At 69.1% G+C, this 16527-nt stretch carries 12 protein-coding genes; 2 read left to right on the top strand and 10 right to left on the bottom strand.

What is annotated here, in order from left to right:
- Positions 1–6: 6 nt before the first annotated feature.
- The 7 genes from F0U63_RS04150 to F0U63_RS04120 all read right to left on the bottom strand — a co-directional run bounded on the left by F0U63_RS04150 (position 7) and on the right by F0U63_RS04120 (position 8759).
- Positions 7–1506 carry a glycine betaine ABC transporter substrate-binding protein gene (locus tag F0U63_RS04150; protein ID WP_395843918.1) on the bottom strand — a complete coding sequence of 500 codons (1500 nt, stop codon included), beginning with the start codon at positions 1504–1506 and terminating at the stop codon, positions 7–9.
- The gene (locus tag F0U63_RS04145; RefSeq protein WP_395843916.1) at positions 1503–2246 is read right to left on the bottom strand and encodes an ATP-binding cassette domain-containing protein; all 744 of its coding nucleotides are present in this window, start codon (positions 2244–2246) and stop codon (positions 1503–1505) included. Before F0U63_RS04145 ends, F0U63_RS04150 begins: the two co-directional genes overlap by 4 nt.
- 43 nt (positions 2247–2289) lie before the next feature.
- Positions 2290–3942, bottom strand: a complete 1653-nt coding sequence (locus F0U63_RS04140; protein WP_395843914.1) for a mechanosensitive ion channel family protein — start codon at positions 3940–3942, stop codon at positions 2290–2292.
- 156 nt (positions 3943–4098) lie between these two features.
- Complete coding sequence (locus F0U63_RS04135; RefSeq protein ID WP_395843912.1) at positions 4099–4596, bottom strand: thermonuclease family protein; 498 nt, start codon at positions 4594–4596, stop codon at positions 4099–4101.
- Positions 4584–5738: a lamin tail domain-containing protein gene (locus F0U63_RS04130; RefSeq protein WP_395843910.1), complete on the bottom strand. Its 1155-nt coding sequence runs from the start codon at positions 5736–5738 to the stop codon at positions 4584–4586. Before F0U63_RS04130 ends, F0U63_RS04135 begins: the two co-directional genes overlap by 13 nt.
- Entirely contained in the window at positions 5738–7912 is a 2175-nt protein-coding gene (locus F0U63_RS04125) for a hypothetical protein (protein WP_395843908.1), read from the bottom strand. Before F0U63_RS04125 ends, F0U63_RS04130 begins: the two co-directional genes overlap by 1 nt.
- An 82-nt stretch (positions 7913–7994) precedes the next feature.
- Positions 7995–8759, bottom strand: a complete 765-nt coding sequence (locus F0U63_RS04120; RefSeq protein ID WP_395843906.1) for a TVP38/TMEM64 family protein — start codon at positions 8757–8759, stop codon at positions 7995–7997.
- Between the two features lie 222 nt (positions 8760–8981).
- Here F0U63_RS04120 and F0U63_RS04115 point away from each other — a divergent pair, with 222 nt between their 5' ends.
- On the top strand, positions 8982–9731 hold the full coding sequence (locus F0U63_RS04115) for an alpha/beta hydrolase (RefSeq protein ID WP_395843904.1): 750 nt from the start codon (positions 8982–8984) through the stop codon (positions 9729–9731).
- Positions 9732–9750: 19 nt separating this feature from the next.
- On the opposite strand, the gene F0U63_RS04110 is transcribed toward F0U63_RS04115, so the two are convergent.
- The 3 genes from F0U63_RS04110 to F0U63_RS04100 form a co-directional block, all read right to left on the bottom strand.
- The gene (locus F0U63_RS04110; protein ID WP_395848311.1) at positions 9751–10914 is read right to left on the bottom strand and encodes a carboxylate--amine ligase; all 1164 of its coding nucleotides are present in this window, start codon (positions 10912–10914) and stop codon (positions 9751–9753) included.
- A 99-nt stretch (positions 10915–11013) separates the two neighbouring features.
- Positions 11014–12354: a hypothetical protein gene (locus F0U63_RS04105; RefSeq protein WP_395843902.1), complete on the bottom strand. Its 1341-nt coding sequence runs from the start codon at positions 12352–12354 to the stop codon at positions 11014–11016.
- Entirely contained in the window at positions 12351–14360 is a 2010-nt protein-coding gene (locus F0U63_RS04100) for a hypothetical protein (protein ID WP_395843900.1), read from the bottom strand. The genes F0U63_RS04105 and F0U63_RS04100 overlap by 4 nt, the downstream gene beginning before the upstream one ends.
- A 331-nt stretch (positions 14361–14691) precedes the next feature.
- Here F0U63_RS04100 and F0U63_RS04095 point away from each other — a divergent pair, with 331 nt between their 5' ends.
- Entirely contained in the window at positions 14692–16527 is a 1836-nt protein-coding gene (locus tag F0U63_RS04095) for a protease pro-enzyme activation domain-containing protein (RefSeq protein ID WP_395843898.1), read from the top strand.

Here is a 16527-nt window from a genome sequence, read left to right as displayed (position 1 = left end):
AGGGCGTCAGTCCCCCAACGCTCGGCGCCGCAGTCCCCGGGGCACCACCACCCGCTCGACGAGCCCGAACAAACCGCTGACGAGCAGCGCCAGCCCCGCGGCGGGAATGGCCCCCTGGAGGATGAGCGCGGTGTCATCCAACCGGATGCCCGTGAGGATGGGCTGGCCGTAGCCTCCCGCGCCAATGAGTGCGCCCAGCGTGGCGGTGCCCACGTTGATGACCGCCGACGTCTGGATGCCCGCGAGGATGGAGGGGGCCGCCATGGGCAGTTCCACGAGCCGCAGCCGCGCGCCGGACGGCAGGCCGAGCGCCTCGGCGGACTCGCGCACCTCCGGGGCAATGCCCGACAGCCCCGCCGCCGTGTTCCGGATGATGGGCAGCAGGCTGTAGAGGAACAGCGCCACGATCGCGGGCCGGGCCCCGATGCCCAGCAGCGGAATCATGAACACCAGCAGCGCGAGCGAGGGCACCGTCTGGATGATGCCCGCCAGCGCGAGCACTCCCCGTCCGAGCCCCGGCCGGCGCGCCACCAGCACCCCCAGCGGCACCGCCACCGCGATGGCCCCGAGCAGCGACAGGCCCACGAGGAACAGGTGCTCGCGCGTGTGCCCCCACACACTCCGCAGCACGCTCTCCCCCCGCACCGTCACCGCGAGGCCCAGCTCGCGCGCGAGGAACGAGGCCGCCACCTGGCGCTCGGGCACCCGCTGGAGCTTCGCGCTCGCGTTGAGCGCCACCATCTCGGACGCGGAGACGCGGCCCTCCAACCGCTCGAGCGCGGCCACCACCTGCGGGGCCCGCTCCGCGAGCTCCGCCCGGTACAGCAGCACGGCGTCATAGGCGGGGAAGTGGTGCAGGTCGTCCTCCAGCACGCGCAGGCCGTAGTAGGCGATCTCCGCGTCGGTGGAGTACAGGTCCGTCACCTGCAGGGCACCACTCTCCAGGCCCCGGTACGCCAGGTCATGGTCGAGCCCGCGCACCTCCGTCTGGGGCAGCCCGTAGCGCGCGCGCAGCGAGGGCCAGCCATCGGCACGGTCCATGAACTCGTTGCTGAAGGCCAGGCGCAGCTCCGGGTGCTGGCGCAGGTCAGACAGCGTGCGGATGTTCAGCCGCGCGGCCTCCTCCTCCTTCATGCCGAGCGCATAGGTGTCATTGAAGCCCAGGAACACGCCCAGGCGCACCCCCTCGGCGGCGAGTGCCTCGCGCAGCGCCTCGTCATTGGGCAGGGCGCGGCCGGCGAAGAGCTCCTGGCGCAGCGTGCCGGTGTACTCGGGGTACACATCGATGTCCCCGCGCCGCAGGGCCTGCCAGAGCACCTGGGTGCCCCCGAGCTCGCGCCGGTGCTCGACCCGCGCGCCGGTGCTCCGGGCGAGCTGCGTCGCCATGTCTCCGAGGATGACGGACTCGGTGAACTTCTTGGAGCCCACGCGCACCGTGGGGCCATCCGCGGAAGCCTCCGAGCACGCGCACAACACCAGCAGCACCCACGCGGCGAGCCACCTCATCGGGAGACACCCTCGAGGGGCAGGCGCTGGGCCTGGAAGAAGCGGGTGACGAAGGGATCGGCCGGCGCTCGCGCGAGCTCGGTGAGCGGCCCCTGCTGCACGACGCGGCCCTCGCGCAGGAGCACCGCGTGCTCGCCGAGGAAGGCCCCCTCCGCGAGATCATGCGTGACGAGCACCACCGTCTTGCCGAGCCGGGAGAAGATGTCGCGCAGGTCCTCCTGCAACTCGTAGCGGATCATCGGATCCAACGCCCCGAGGGGCTCATCGAGCAGGAGCACGTCCGGCTCGAGCATCAACGCGCGCATGAGGCTCACGCGCTGGCGCTGGCCTCCGGAGAGCTGGCCGGGGTAGCGGCCAAGGGCCTCGGCGGGAAAGCGAGTGAGGGCCACGAGTTCCTCCAGCCGCTCGCGCACCCGCGCCCGGGGCCACTTCAGGTAGCACGCCATGAGGGTGGCGTTGCCCTCGGCGGTGAGGTGAGGGAAGAGGCCGCCGCCCTGGAGCACGTAGCCGATGCGCCGCCGCACGGTGAGCAACGCCTCCTCCCGCAGGGGCTCGCCCCGGAAGAGGACGCGCCCCGAGTCGGGGCGCAACAGCCCATTCATCAACCGCAGCACGGTGGACTTGCCGCAACCGCTCGGACCCAGGAGGACGGTGGTGCGCCCCTCGGGCACCCGCAGGTCGAGCGGGTGCAGGGCCCACGTGTTACCGAAGCGCTTGGAGACCTGCTCGAGCTGGAACACGCGCCACCCTTCTCCGCCCCAGGCAGGGGCCCATGGCCGTGTGTTACTCCGCGCGTCCCCCGGGGGCCACCACGTTCCGGCCTCCGGTCGAGGGAAGCACCGGGGCCGTTCGGGACTCGACGGCCTCCGCGGGGAACAGCGCCTCGGCGCGCACCACGGGCAGACCCGCGGGCTGACGCTGGAGGAAGGCGATGAGCCGCTCGCGCACGATGCACCGCAGGTCGAACGCCTTGCCCGCGTCCGGCGCGCTCACCAGCGCGCGCAACGTCATCGTCCGCTCGCTGAAGCCCGTCACCTGCAACCCCTGCACCTTGCCATCCCACAGCGCGCGGCCCTCGTCATTGAGGATGCGCGAGAGCTCGGCCCGCACCGCCGGCACGTCCGTGCGGTAGTCCACGTACAGCTCCGCCGTGCCGAGGATCTCCGGCGACACCTTGCTCCAGTTCTGGAAGGGCTTGTCGAGGAAGTGCGTCATCGGCACCACCAGCCGCCGCAAGTCCCACACCTTCACCACGACATAGGTGAGGGTGATCTCCTCGATCCATCCCCACTCGTTCTCCACGATGACGGTGTCGCCGATGCGCACTGGCTGGGTGAGGGACAACTGGATGCCCGCGAGCAGGGTGGAGATGGACTTCTGCGCCGCGAGGCCCAGCACCAGGCCGGCGATGCCCGCCGAGGCCAGCAACGACACGCCCACGTTGCGCACGGCCTCGAACTGCAACAGCAGCAACGAGGCGGCGATGACATAGGTGGCCGCCTCGACGATGCGCCGCATCACCACGAGCTGGGTGCGCAGCCCCCGCGCGCGGCCCACGTCCTGGCCCGCCTGCTCCGCCACCTTCTGCTCGAGGAAGCCCGCCGACAGCTTGACGAAGCGCAAGACGAACCACGCCGCCGACACCAGGGCGAGCGAGCGCGCCCCCAGGTCCACCGCCTTCTGCGCTGGCGGCGGCAACAGCAACAGCCGCGATCCCGCGGCACCCAGCAGCGCCACGAGGGCGAAGCGCATCGGCCCCCGGCCCGCCGTGAGCATCTGGTCATCCCACCCGGACTTCGTCAGCCGCGCCGCGCGGCCTCCCAGCCAATGCGCCCAACGCTCCAGCACCTGGCTCGCCAGCAACACCACGCCCGCGAGCAGCACGAGCCCCAGCCACTGCCACAACTCCAGCACCCACGCCGGGCGCACGAAGAAGAACGACGGCAGGCGCTCGAGCAGCGGCGAGCCATGCTCCTCGAACAGCGCGTCGATGGCGCGCACCGTCCCCTCACTGAACACCCAGATGGGTGTGCCGTCCGGCCCCTCCACCCGGCGCAACCGGATGTCGCGTGTGCCCAGGCCCAGGGACACCTGGCCCAGCGACACACTGGCCGCCCCGGGCGCGTCCCCCAGGGGCTCCTGGCCGATGCGCGCGAAGTCGAACCACATCGCCCGGTCCAACACGAACATCAGCCGCCGCCCGAGCCGCTCGCCTTCCGCCCGCTGCTGTTCGGGCGGCAGATGCGACAACCACAGGTAGTGCGGCAGCAGCGCCATGTACCGGGCATGCGAGGCCTCCAGGAAACCCGTCACCGTGGCCGAGGGCGTCTGCCGATCCACCTCCGGTGGCGGCTCGCCGAGCCCTTCGTTGAGCCCTCCCGCGAGCGCGGACACGGGCGAGAGCAGCAGCAGCAGGACGAGGAGGTTTCGGTGCATCAGGGTTCCCAGGACAGGGCCTCACGGGAAGGAACCACCACCGCGTCCCCTCCACCGACAGCGTTCCCCTCCCCTTAAACTAGTTTGAGGGCAAATAAAACCCATGGTCACACGGAGCGACTCGCCGCGTGGGCGGGCAAGCAGGCGTCTCACTTCTCATTCGCACGCGACCTGGGCGCACTGGCCCCACATCCCCCGCCGGGCGCGCCGGGCCGCCGACTCGAGCGCCTGGAACTCCGAGCGCCGCGAGCCTCCCGCCGGAGGCACGTAGAGGACGCACGCATAACCCTCCTGGGCGAGCACGCTGTTCACCTCGCGCCCGTCCACGCTCACGTACGCGAGCAGCCGCCCATACCGGTCCGTGCAGGCCTCCCCGTACGTCAGCCGGACCACGCGCCCCTCGACGAGCGAGCGGTTGAAGTCCCGGGACTCGGCGCCGAAGCAGTCGTGCTTGCCCCCGGTGCTCTCCGGCGTGTCCACGAGCAGGTAGCGCACGCGCTCGCCGCTCTGGAGCACCACCGTGTCCCCATCCACCACGCGCGACACCACGCCCCCACCCGGGCCACAGGCGGACTCCGAGCCGCACCCGCTCCCCGCCCCGAGCCCCCACACCAGCACTCCCAGCCGGCGCCACCGTCCGCTCACGGCACGCATGGAAGGTTCTCCTGTCCGGGCGTGCCCCGCTCCCCCGCCGTGCCATAACGCCCCCCCTCTGGAGTCAGACACTCGCGCGTGCCCTGCCATTGCCTGGACACGCCCGGCACCGCCGCCCCCGTCCACGTCGCCTCCGCCAGCACCCCCCCGTCCAGGGACAACCGGAGCGCGTGAGGTCCCGCGGTGTTGCTCAACCCGAAGCCGAAGGTGCCCAACACCGGAGGCAGGCCGCCATTGAGCGAGGGCTCCTCCCCATGCGCGAGCACGGCGTAGGTCCCGGCCCGCATCTCCAGACACCTCGGCGGAGCATCGAGCACGCTCCGGCCACCGCCCTCGTTCGCGAGCGTCACGCCATTGAGGTCCACGTCCCTCCGCGCGTACACCTCCACCCATTCCCCCTGCGCATCCGCGACGGCCTTCGGATCGGCCATCACCTCGGTGAGCACGAGGTCTCCGGGAAGCGGTCGCGACACGCTCCTCGGCAAGCCCGTGCGTGGAGACAGACACGTTCCCGGGGACACGCCCGCGTCCGCGCCAGAGGGCTCCGGGCACGCGGGATTGGGAGCACCGGGGCTCACCCGGACACCGCCATCCGGGGACTCCGGCGTGTCACACCACCTGTCCGGCGCGTCGTTGTCGAAGGCATCCGGAACACGCCGGCCGTCATAGCTACGCGACACTCCGGCCCGGCTCGTCTTGGAATAGCGCACCTCATCCACCACCACCTCCGCGCATCTCAACCCCACGACGCCCCCCGCGTTGCCCAGCACGCGCAGGGCATCGCCATACGAATGATCCACGTGCACCGGCAGCTCCCCGGCGCGCACGTCCCCGAGCACCACGTAGTCCTTCGCGGCCACCGGCACGGACTCCTCGAAGAGGTACGCCCGCTCCTGCGTGCCGTCCAAGCGCGCCGAGTAGAGCATCAACCCGCGCAGTTCCACGTCGGAGCGCCCGGGGTTGTACAGCTCCATCCACTCCTGCCCCGTGTCCGTCCCCTCGGGGTTCGGCAACAGCTCGGTGATGACGAGGTCTCCCGGGCGCCAGCCCTCGCACGCGGGCTCCTCGCTGCGCGCGGGCTCCTCACAGCCGCTGAGCATCAGGGCCGCGAGGACCCACGACATGCGTTCCATGGGCGTCATCAGAAGCGGCCCTCCATGTCCAACCGGGCGGCGTGCCACGCAGGCTCGGGAGGCGTGACCGCGCCCACGGGCGCCTTCAGGTCCAGGACGACCTCGTAGCGGACGCGCGTGCTCCACCCGGACAGGAACGACCAGGCCACCTCCAGCGACGTGCGCAGGGTCTGGGACAACCGCGTCGCCTCGGCGAGGTCCTCGTCCCGCCAGCTCACGCGTCCGTGCAGTCGCAGCGAGGACATGGGACGCACGATCAAATCCACCAGCGCCTGCCCATCCTGGCGCACGCCCTCGGGGCGTTGGGAACTGCCCATCCAGGTGTGCTGGTACTGCGCCGCCAGGGCCCACTCCTCGACGGGCGCGAACCGCACCCGGGCCGCGATCCGGGAGCGCTCCCCCGCGCAAGGTTTGGGCTCACCGTCCGGAGACGTCCCCTCATCGCCCTCGAAGCACAGCCCGGGGCCATCGCGGCCCAGGTGCTTGTTCTGGTGCTCCACCCACACCGAGGGCCGCAGCTCCGGCACGCCCTGGAAGTCCACCCGGACCGAGCCCCCGTGGTTCACCGGCTCGGGGGTGCTCGCTCCAGGCGGTCGCGTCCACACATCCCACTGACCCACCAGCCGCCACGCGTCATCCGCCGTCGAGAAGAGGGAGCGCAGCCGGGCCCCCATCTCGTTGCTCGCGCGCAGTCCACGCCACTCATCGGGGCTGGAGAGGGCACGGCTGTAGGGATTGTCGAAGTCCCGCCCGTAATACCGCAGGGACACTTCCAACTCCCGGGAGCGCTCACCAAGCACCGTGCGCTGGAGCACCCCGACCCCACCCGCTCCCACCGGCCCCGAGAAGCTCCGAGCGCCCTCGAGGAAGAGGTTCACCGGCCCGGTGCCCCAGGCGGCATCCACGCCCAGCGCGCCATAGGCGCCTCCCCCGGGATAGCGGGCCTGCTCGCGGAAGTCGGGCGACAGCCCCGTCACCGCCCATCGCGGCCAGGCGCCCCACCCCGTCACGCCCACGCGTGCTCGCGGCGAGAACCCCACGCTGGCATGTCCTCCTGCCGCCAGCTCATGAAAGACATCCGGCAGCGTGCGCGAGACGAAGCGCGCGGTGCCAGACGTCTTCGTCCCGGGCAGCACCACGTCCGGCGCCTTGCACGTGCGAGCGTCCTTCGTGGACGGACACGTCTCCGGCTCGAACAGCTCGTATTGGGAGAGGCCTCGCGACTGGTAGGAGCCGAAGCCCGTGAACGACAGCGTCACGTCCTCCACCCGCCCCTGGACCTGGCCCACCGCGCCCCGGAAGCCCTCCGTCCAGCCGAAGTCCGGCGTGACGCGCCCCTGGAACTCCTCGGCCTCGCAGGCCCCCGGCCCCGTCAACACACACCGCCGCTCGGGCGCCCCCGGAGGAGCGAAGTCCTCATCGGGCACGAAGCCATCGGGTGCCGGGCGGCCCGTGGTGTCCAGCGTGAGGCGCTGGCCGAAACCCAGCCGGTACGTTCCCACCAGCACCGAGGCGTGCGCGCCCTCCCACCGCGCATACAGCTTCGGCAGCCGCACCCCCACCGAGGGCAACTCCGTCACCAGGGCCCGGCGCTTCGAGTCGTAGCGCACGCCCTCCAGCTGTCTGCGCGTGAGCGAGACACCGCCTCCCGCGCGCAGGCCCCAGGGTCCGTCCACCCGGGCGAGGAGCAACAGCGGCGGCACCCACGCATCCGCCGCGCCCTGGGCGCCCATCAGCCGCACGCGCCCGGAGAACTCCCGCGCTCCCCGCTCCGGCTCCACGAGAAAGGCCCGGAGCTGGCGCAGCTGCGTGGAAGTCAGCAGTCCCGCCTCCACGAGCGCCGCGCCCTCCATGGAGCCCCCGCCCCGCTCCCGGTACGCGAGCAGCTCATCCACCTGCGCCCACGTCAGTCCAGGCAGGGCGAACACCACCTCACGCGAGGCCGTGCGGAGATCGACCCCCGTGCGCAGCAGCTCTCGCAGCACCTCGAAGTCCTCGTCCGCGAGGGCGCCCTCCTCATTCAGCGCGCGCAGCGCCGCTTCGTCCTCGATGGGACGCGCATCCGCGTACGTCTCGGCGGAAGCGCGTTGGGGAAGCAGGGAACACCACGTCGTCACCAGGAGCAGGAAGTGGACACGTCGCACGCGGGCGGCGCTCTGCACGAAGGAGACCAGCGAGGACACCTCGGCGACCCCACCTCCGAGGTGTCCCGCGCGACGTCACCCCGTCCAGCCCGCGGACGTGGGAGGCCAGACGGCGCCAGGCTCAGGCGCTCACGCCGCGAGGCAGCTCGCTCCTCATGACGGGGTGGCGTGCGGGGGTTCTCGCCGCCTCCCGGGCGGAAGGCTCGGCCTCGCCCTTGGTGGTCAGCTCCCCGGCCAGCCGCCGCCCCAGGATGATGCCCAACGTCAGGCTCACCAGCAGACCGGCCACCGAGGCCACCGTCGTCCACGTCTTGCCCTGGCTCAGCGAGCTGCCGAAGAACGTGGTGAGCAGGGTGCCCGGCACGCTGCCCACGACGGCGCCCAACGCCAGCGGCCAGAACCGGGCCCCGGCGGCGGACGCGGCGGCCAGCATCACATCCGCGGGAATGACCGAGTTGATGCAGGCGAGGAAGCCCACCTGGAAGCCATGTTTGCGGGCCGCGCGTTGGATGCCATCGTGCCGGTGCCCGGCCAGCCGCTTCATGGGGCCCCGGCCGAAGCGGCTCGACAACAAATGGATGAGGGCGGTGGCCAGCAGGCTGCCCACGAGCGCGTAGACGGTCCCCATGAGCGTGCCGAAGAGGATGCCGCCCACCGCCGCGAAGAGTTGTCCAGGCAACAGTGTGACCGGGCGCGCGCCCAGCAGGAGCACGAACACCAGGGGAGCCCAATGTCCCAGGGGCCGCAACACCCCGGACAGATGCTGTTGATCCAGGTACTGGGGCCCCACGATTCGGAGGCCGACGAGCAGACCAACGGAGATGCAGAGCGGAGCCACGAGCTTGAGCCCGAGCTTCAACTTCCCGCCCTTGGTGTGTCCGTGCATGAGCATGGCGCAAAGGTGGCGGCCCTTCGCGCCCCCGGCAATTCCCACCCTCCGAGTGATTGGCCGCTGAGCAGCCGGGCGTCCCCCCAGGCCTTGCGTCATGCGCCGTTCATTGCCGCACGGAGACTTGACCGGAAGTGTTTGACGCTGACCGGAAGTGTTTGACGCGGGGTATGACCCATTTATCGTGAATGTCCCCCTTTTCACTGGTGCCCTCGCCCCATGGGTCACGTCCACATCATTCGCGACTTCTACTCTCCGTCGGAGGGCTTCTCCCGAACGGTGCGCATCTACACGCCGGATGGATACGACCAAGGCTCCGCCCACCGCTACCCCGTGCTCTACATGCAGGACGGGCAGAACGTCTTCGCGCACCCGGAATCAGCACGCTTCGACACCTGGTGCGCCAACACGGCCCTGGAGCAAATGGTGCACGAGCACCGCCTGGAGCCCTGGCTCATCGTGGGCATCGACTCGGGCATGGGGCGTCTGGACGAGTACTCGCCCTGGAGCCGGGGTGATGCCTACGCGCGCTTCCTCGTCGATTCGCTCAAGCCCCATATCGATGGCACCTACCGCACGCGCCACCAGCCCGAGTGGACCGCCGTCATGGGCTCGTCGCTGGGCGGGCTCATCTCGCTCTATCTGGGCATGCGCTACCCGGATGTGTTTGGCCGCATCGGGGCGCTGTCGCCCTCGGTGATGTGGAACGACTACCGGATCTTCCAGCACTGGACGGCCCACACCCACCGCTGGACGCGCATCTACCTGGATGCCGGCACCCACGAGTGGATCAACCCCGCGGGCACGCCCCTGCCCTACGGCGAGGCCACGCGCGACTTCTACCTCCACCTCAAGCGGCTCGGGTACGCGGACCACGAGCTGCGGCTGGTGTTGGACGAGAACGGCATCCACCACGAGAAGGACTGGCAGCGGCGCCTGCCCGACGCGATGCAGTGGCTGCTGAGCTGAGCACCCCCTGGGAGCCCGCTCAGAGGGTGGCCTGCACCAGGCGCACCGCCGCGCGCATGGAGTCCAGGTCCTCGTGGCGGGTGAGATACATCTCGTTGCCCATGCCGGCGTGAAAGACGGCGGGCATCTCCTGGTGCATCAGGAGCGAGCCCCCCAACCGGGACACCAGCTCCGAGTGCGAGTGACGGTATTGACGCATGGCGCGCCGGGAGCTGTGACAGACATGGTAGCGGGGCGAATAGGAGAAGCCCCGCACGTCGTCGCCGGTGAGCAGCCGGGCCCAGAGCCGGTACACGTCGATCTCACATGCGTAGTTCATCATGTCCGTCATGAAGGCGCCGGGGGGACGCAGGTTGGCCTCCAGCACGACGAAGCCGCCATCGGACAGGCGGAAGAACTCCAGGTGGAACCAGCGCTCGCGCAGGCCGAGTGCGTTCACGGCGCGGCGGCCGAGCGCCTCGAGCGCTGGGGGGATGTCCCGGAGGCTCCAGAAGGAGATGTCGCGCTGCTCGAGCACCACCTCCATGACGCCATCGCTGTACTCGTGGCTGAGGCGGAAGATGATTTCGCCGTCGCGGTCCACGAGTCCGTCATAGGTGACGATGGCGCCGCGCACGAAGGCCTGGGCGACGTAGCCAGTGAGGGAGGAACCGGAGAAGGCATGGTCGACGTCCGCGTCGGAGTTGACCTTGAAGGTGCGGGCGGCGCCGACGCCGACGTCAGGCTTGAGGACGAGCGGATAGCCGACGTCATGGGCGAAGGCCTTCACCCCGGCCGCGTCGCGCACGCGGATGCAGCTCGGGTGGGGCACGCCAGCCTGCTTGAAGACATCATGCATCCCGAGCTTGCTGCGCAGCCGGTCGATGTCGGCGGGACGCAGGCCGGGGACATTGAAGTCCTCGCGCAGCTGGGCCTCGATGCCGAGCCACGTCTCGTTGAGTGAGTCGATGCGATCGATGCGGCCATGGCGCCAGGTGAAGTAGGCGACGGCGCGCAGGACGGCGTTGTGGTCGTGGAGGTTGGGGACGAAGAAGTACTCGGAGAGGGCCTTGCGCAGCTCGGGGCGGAGGGTCTCCTGGGGGGTGTCGCCGAGCCCCAGCACGTTGACACCGCGCTCGCGCAGGGCGGTAACGAAGTGGAAGAACTGGGGCGGGAAGTGGGGCGAAATAAAGACGACGTTCATGGGCGGGAAGGGGCGGAGGACGCGCTCCGCGACCATAGCGCAACCCCGCCCCCGGCCTACTTCCCCGCGGGGCAGCTTGAAGGCGAAAGGTTGACTACTTCAGCTCCGATGCCTTTCGGCGACGCGGTAGAGCCAGGTGAGGGAGTAGTCCAGCAGCGCCTGTCTCGAGCCCATGTAGTGGCGTGCCCGGACGAAGGGAAACCACACGCGGTTGCCCACGAGCACCTGGGCTTCCTCGAGCTTCTGGCGCGGTATCCAGCTCCCTCCCAGGTGGCGTACCAGCACCTGGCCGAGGTACGCGCCGATGGCGGGTATCGCGTATTGCTCGATGGCTTCCGGCAGACGGCTCTTCGGGAACTCCTCGCGCCAGAAGTAGAAGTCGACCTCCGTGAGCGACTCGGGCGTCTCCTTGAACACGGAGGGGACCTCGGTGTGCAGCAGGGCCACGAGGTGCTCGGCGAGGGTGTCGTAGTGCTCGCGAGCCGCATCCGGGTCCTCCACGTCCGAGGGCAGAGCGGAGTCGGCGGGGCGCCACTCCTCGGGCTCGGGCGGGCGCCAGACGTTGAACTCGGCGATTCTCCGCTGGCGCTCGTGGCTGGCGGCGCGGTCCACCACGCGGGAGAGCAGCGGCGCCATGTCGGGGTCGAAGCAGGGCTCCACGGGAGCGAGCATGGCGCTGCGCTCCTGGAGGGTGCGCAGCACGGTGTCGAAATCCAGGTCGGGCCGGAGGTGGACGTGGGCGCGGGCCTGGGCGAGCCGTGCCTCGGGGCTGGCGAAGTCGGTCACCGTGGGCCATGTCACCAGGAGGATGGAGCCGTTGGGGAGCTCCTCCACCCGGTGGGCGGGAGTGGACAGCATGCGCTCGCGACCGACGGTCTCCACCAGCTTCGGACCGAAGACGTTGAGCCAGAACACCTCGTAGATTTTGTCGAACCCATCCCTGCGTCGGGTCTCGTCGTCACGGCCGAAATTGGGAGAGCCCGTCAATTCCTTGTCATCAGAGCTGTGGGCCGCGGCATGAGTGACCACGTAGCGGGAAGCCCAGGCACGCACCATCTCCACGAATTGGTGACAGCGCTCCACCTCCGAGAAGAAGGAAAGTGGCTTAACACTGACCATGATGTCCAGCATGGGAGGAAGAGGCGGCAACTTGACACCGAGAAATATATCCAACGCGGGCCACTTCGTGCGAGAGAAGCCACAAAATGTGTACCTTTCGTAGCCCCGTTCCTCCAAGGCCTTCCAAACGGCAGCAGTGGTATATTTGCGTCGCCGCTTGCCGTTGACGACGTCCGGCATCCACTCGCCGGCGTACGCTTCCAACGTTTGGAGAAAGGGCTCCAACTCACGTTGCAACTCCGTCTGCCGGGTGAAGGCAGCTTCAAGCATGAGTCTGAGGCTGTCCTCTGGCTTCACGCCATAAAACTCCAGCACCTTCATTGGAAGGACACCTCCACGCCCGGAACGATTGCCCGGGTCGATTCTACGGCTGCATTCAACACGTCTGCCTCATTGGGCCTGAGATCGCCCCCCTCGTAGATGAGGCGAACCCGTTGGACCGGCACCTCACCGCCCTCACGGAGAAGAGGCTGGAGAGAGTCTCGGCGGATGTCCAGGGTCTCGCCGTATTTCCGCAGAGCTTCCTTCGCATCCGCAATCATCTGCGCCGTCAAGGCTTCTTGCCTCAGCCCGGAAAAGTTTCGGCTCTTGAAGCTCAACGTCTCGACACGACGTGGCCGCCCGGCGAGTTCACCTTCTTCGATGATCAGTACATCCGCGTAGCGCAGGCCGATGCCTGGCTTTCTCACGCCCACGTAACTCTCGATCCGAGGCTTGTCGAAGTCCCCGAGGAAGCGGCGCTGTGTCCGAGGCAGTCTCGCGTCGGCCCTCAGCAGCTTCACCATGAAACGCTCGAAAACCAGTCCCCGGGTGAATCCTCCCCACATCGTCTCATAGGAAACCCAGCGCAGCGGCCCCTTGACTGTTTTGCCATCCTTGATCTCCCCCATCCTGTTCTCGTAGTAGGCGACGTACTCGCGCCAGCGCGGATTGTCCTGGGCCCCAGGCGGCGGAGCATCGAGGGTGGGACGCTGCTTCTCCAACACCGCCACGTTATTGGGCAGGCGCGGGCTCGTGGATTCAAGCTCAGCCGCCGCGAGCTTGGCCTCCACCACCTGCTGCGTGAGGCCAGCCTCGTGGTCCACCAGCGAGGCCAGACTTCCGGAGTGCTCCGCGGCACTGACTGTCTTCAGTCCAGGGCGTGAAGCTTCGCCCACCGCGCGGGCCCCTTCCCCTGTCCTTTCCGCCGAACCACTCCCTACCGCCGAGGAGAGCGTGCTCTCGGGTCTGGCCTTGGACATCATCGCCTGGGCCCTGGCCACGTCGCCCCGGGCCTCGCGAAGGGCCAGGGCGGCGTCCACTCCCCCCACGGCCACGAAGCGGCCCGCCTCCCGGCTGGCTTGGATGTCCCGAGCCAACTCTCGCAGGCCCTCCACACCCAGTCTGGCCTTCCACTGCCGCCCCAGTTCCTGGAGGCCCTTGAAGCGGGACTCCATCACCTCCAGCCCGCTCGGCACCCGCGCTCCCCCCGTGCTCCCCCGAGCCTCGGACAGGAAGCGCGCCCCCTTTCCCCCGGCGTACACAGTCACCAGCAGGACAGCGGGCGTCAACTCACGCACGGCCTGCTCGTAACGGCCCTGCCCCAGCGCATACACGCCGTGACCCGTTCCGGCCACCAGGCTGTAGAAGCCCAGCGGCACACCGAAGGTCATGTGGTCCAGCAAGCCCACCGCCAGGTGGCCCTTCGAGAACCGTCGCGCGAGCTGCTCGCGCTCCACCACGTCCAGCGCCTCTTGATAGGGCGGCGGCAACTGGGCCCGAATCGTGGAGAGTTCCATGAGCCGCGACTGGGCTCCGTCCACCAGGGGACTGGTGGAAAGCGCATCCCTGCCCGCACGAGCCAGACCTCGGCCCACGTCGCTCCATTGGAAGTCCCGCTCCGCGTGGGCCGAAGGCTTGATTTCCCTCGCCCCCAGCGCCGGACTCAGTGAGGGCAACAGCTCCAGCACTTCCTGGAGCCGCTTGTCCCGAGCCAGCAGGGTGAGGATGTCGCGCACGTCGTCGTCATGGGACGAGTCGAGGACGAAGTGGGCGAGAACCTCGGCGTTGGCCGCGCCGTAGCGCTCGGGAGACTGGAGCAGGAAGGAGGTGCGCTTGCGATTGAGCACTCCGGCGGCCTCCTCGCGTACGGGCCCCAACGAGCCGAGCCGTACGGCGCTCCAGTCGTCCAGCCGCATTACCAGCCGGGGCATGTCCACGCGCTGCTGCAAGGCGAGGAAGTCGGCGGGGGAGGAGCAGGCGAGGAAGGGCGCCAGCAACTCCTGACGGTCATCAGAGGAGAAGTCGGGCCAGCCTGGAGGGAGGGCCTGTCCTGCACAAGAGGACACTGTCCCCGGCATCTCAGCCCTGGAGGACGCGGCCACCTGCGCGGGCAGAAGCAGGAGCCAGGCCAGGACGAGGAACGCCAGGCCAACGCCTTGCGCGGTGAAGCAACGCCTCACCTCGTGGCCACCGAAGTGGAAGAACCGGGGCGGCAAGCGGGGCGAAATGAAGACGACGTTCATGGGCGGACAGAGGCGGAGGACGCGCCCCGCGACCATAGCGCAACCCCGCCCCTGGCCTACTTCCCCGCCTGGCCTCCTGGGGAGGAAAGGTTGACGACTTCGGCTCCGGCGCCGTCCGGCGACGCGGTGCGGAGTTCGCATATGCTCGCGCGCCATGGCACCTCACGCATCGCAGACCCGGGCTGTCATCGGCCCTCAACACAAGCTCGCTCTTTCCTCGAAGCTCCGTCCTACCGGTCCACGCTCCACGAGAGAGGCAGCGGGTCTGAGCCAGGAGCGCCTCGCCGTCCGCCCTTCGCCTGACGCTCCGCCCATCACGGTGACGTTCGTCCTCCGCCGCCGCAACCAGGTGCCCGCCCTCGTCGAGATGGAGCACAAGCTCCCGGCGGAACGAAAGTACCTCTCCCAGGAGGACATCGTGGCGAAGTACGGCGCCACGCACGAGGACATCCTCCGGGTCATGGGCTACGCGATCGTCGCCGGGCTCAAGGTCCTCGAGTGCAGTCGTCGAGGCGCTTTCGTCAAGGTGTCCGGCAGCGTGGAAGCCCTTCGGGCCGCGTTCCAGGTCACGGAGGATGCGCGGGGGTTCTTCACCTTTCGTGTTCCCGCGGACGTCAGTGAATGCGTGCGGTGGATCCTCGGCCTGGATGACCGGATCATCACGCGTCCATCCTTCCACTACAAGGCCCAGCCGCACACCAAGAAGACCACCGCGCCTCTGGAAACGGATGCCGCCCTCGCTTCCATGGGGTGGGCCCCCGATCCGCTCCAGCCCATTTCCTATACGCCTCAAGAGGTTGCCAGGCTCTACCAGTACCCTCCCCTGACAGGCCATGGACAGTGCCTGGGCATCATCGCGCTGGCGGGCAGCTACTCCGACCAGGACATGAAGGCATACTTCATGGCGCTCGGGGTCGAGATGCCGAGGATCATCAAACTCGGCGAGGGCACGCCCGACGACTCCTGGCTGCCCAACGCGGAAGTGACCCAGGACATCCAGATCGCGGCGGCGCTCTGCCCCCAGGCGGAGATTGTCGTCTACCATGCGCGGGGTACGGGGATCCGGGAGTACTTCGACATCCTCCAGTACGCCATCTTCGATGGCAAACACAGACCATCCGTGCTGTCGGTGAGCTGGTCCTTCCCCGAGGTGGACGGCCGGGGGCCCACCCCCGAGGAGGCTGAAATCTTCGACGAGCTGTTCCGGCTGGCGGCCCTCCAGGGCATCACCGTCTGCTCCTCCTCCGGAGACTATGGCTCGGTGACGCCTGTCATCCAGCAAGGCAACCCCTGCATGACTCCCGCGGCCAACTTCGCCGCCACGAGCCCCTATGTGCTGGGCTGTGGTGGAACGACCCTGCATGCGAGCCACGGCCACATCCTGGAGGAAGTGGTCTGGAACAGGCTCCATGAGCACACACTCTGGAGCGCCGACGAGGAGCAGCAGGGTGACGCCATCCACTTCTCCATGGCGAGCGGTGGAGGCATCAGCAAGATGTTCCCGCTCCCCAACTACCAGCGGAGCGCGCAGGTACTGCCCGCCATCACCCGGCGATGGAACAAGTTCACCCTCGCCGAGACCAGCAGCTACGCGGGCCGAGGCACTCCCGACGTCGCGGCGAACGCGGACATGCTGACGGGCTACCAGATCTTCTTCGATGGCCAACCCGCCGTCGGCGGGGGAACGAGCGCGGCGGCGCCCATGTGGGCGGCCCTCGTGCTGCTCATCAACCAGGGCCTGGCCCTCAATCACGGTCCGAAGGTGCGAGTGGGCTGGCTCAACCCCCTGCTCTACTCGCTCTGCGTGACGCAGAAGCTGAAGGTCATCCGGCCGGTCACTCAAGGGAGCACCGGTGGCTACTCGGCCTCCAGCAAGACTCCCTGGAATGCGTGCACCGGCCTCGGAACGCCCATCGGGGATGCACTGGCGGAGGCCCTCGGCGCCTGGCCTCTCGCGGACACACGGAAACACGCGAACACGGGGAGCTGA

It is taken from the genome of Cystobacter fuscus (assembly GCF_044360685.1).
Lineage (GTDB): Bacteria > Myxococcota > Myxococcia > Myxococcales > Myxococcaceae > Cystobacter > Cystobacter fuscus_C.
This window is presented reverse-complemented; position numbering and strand designations above follow the sequence as displayed.

Excerpts from the sequence above, each read along its gene's own strand:
- F0U63_RS04150 (WP_395843918.1), bottom strand. The coding sequence starts at position 1,506 with ATGAGGTGGCTCGCCGCGTGGGTGCTGCTGGTGTTGTGCGCGTGCTCG.
- F0U63_RS04140 (WP_395843914.1), bottom strand. The coding sequence starts at position 3,942 with ATGCACCGAAACCTCCTCGTCCTGCTGCTGCTGCTCTCGCCCGTGTCC.
- F0U63_RS04135 (WP_395843912.1), bottom strand. The coding sequence starts at position 4,596 with ATGCGTGCCGTGAGCGGACGGTGGCGCCGGCTGGGAGTGCTGGTGTGG.
- F0U63_RS04130 (WP_395843910.1), bottom strand. The coding sequence starts at position 5,738 with ATGACGCCCATGGAACGCATGTCGTGGGTCCTCGCGGCCCTGATGCTC.
- F0U63_RS04120 (WP_395843906.1), bottom strand. The coding sequence starts at position 8,759 with ATGCACGGACACACCAAGGGCGGGAAGTTGAAGCTCGGGCTCAAGCTC.
- F0U63_RS04115 (WP_395843904.1), top strand. The coding sequence starts at position 8,982 with ATGGGTCACGTCCACATCATTCGCGACTTCTACTCTCCGTCGGAGGGC.
- F0U63_RS04110 (WP_395848311.1), bottom strand. The coding sequence starts at position 10,914 with ATGAACGTCGTCTTTATTTCGCCCCACTTCCCGCCCCAGTTCTTCCAC.
- F0U63_RS04105 (WP_395843902.1), bottom strand. The coding sequence starts at position 12,354 with ATGAAGGTGCTGGAGTTTTATGGCGTGAAGCCAGAGGACAGCCTCAGA.
- F0U63_RS04095 (WP_395843898.1), top strand. The coding sequence starts at position 14,692 with ATGGCACCTCACGCATCGCAGACCCGGGCTGTCATCGGCCCTCAACAC.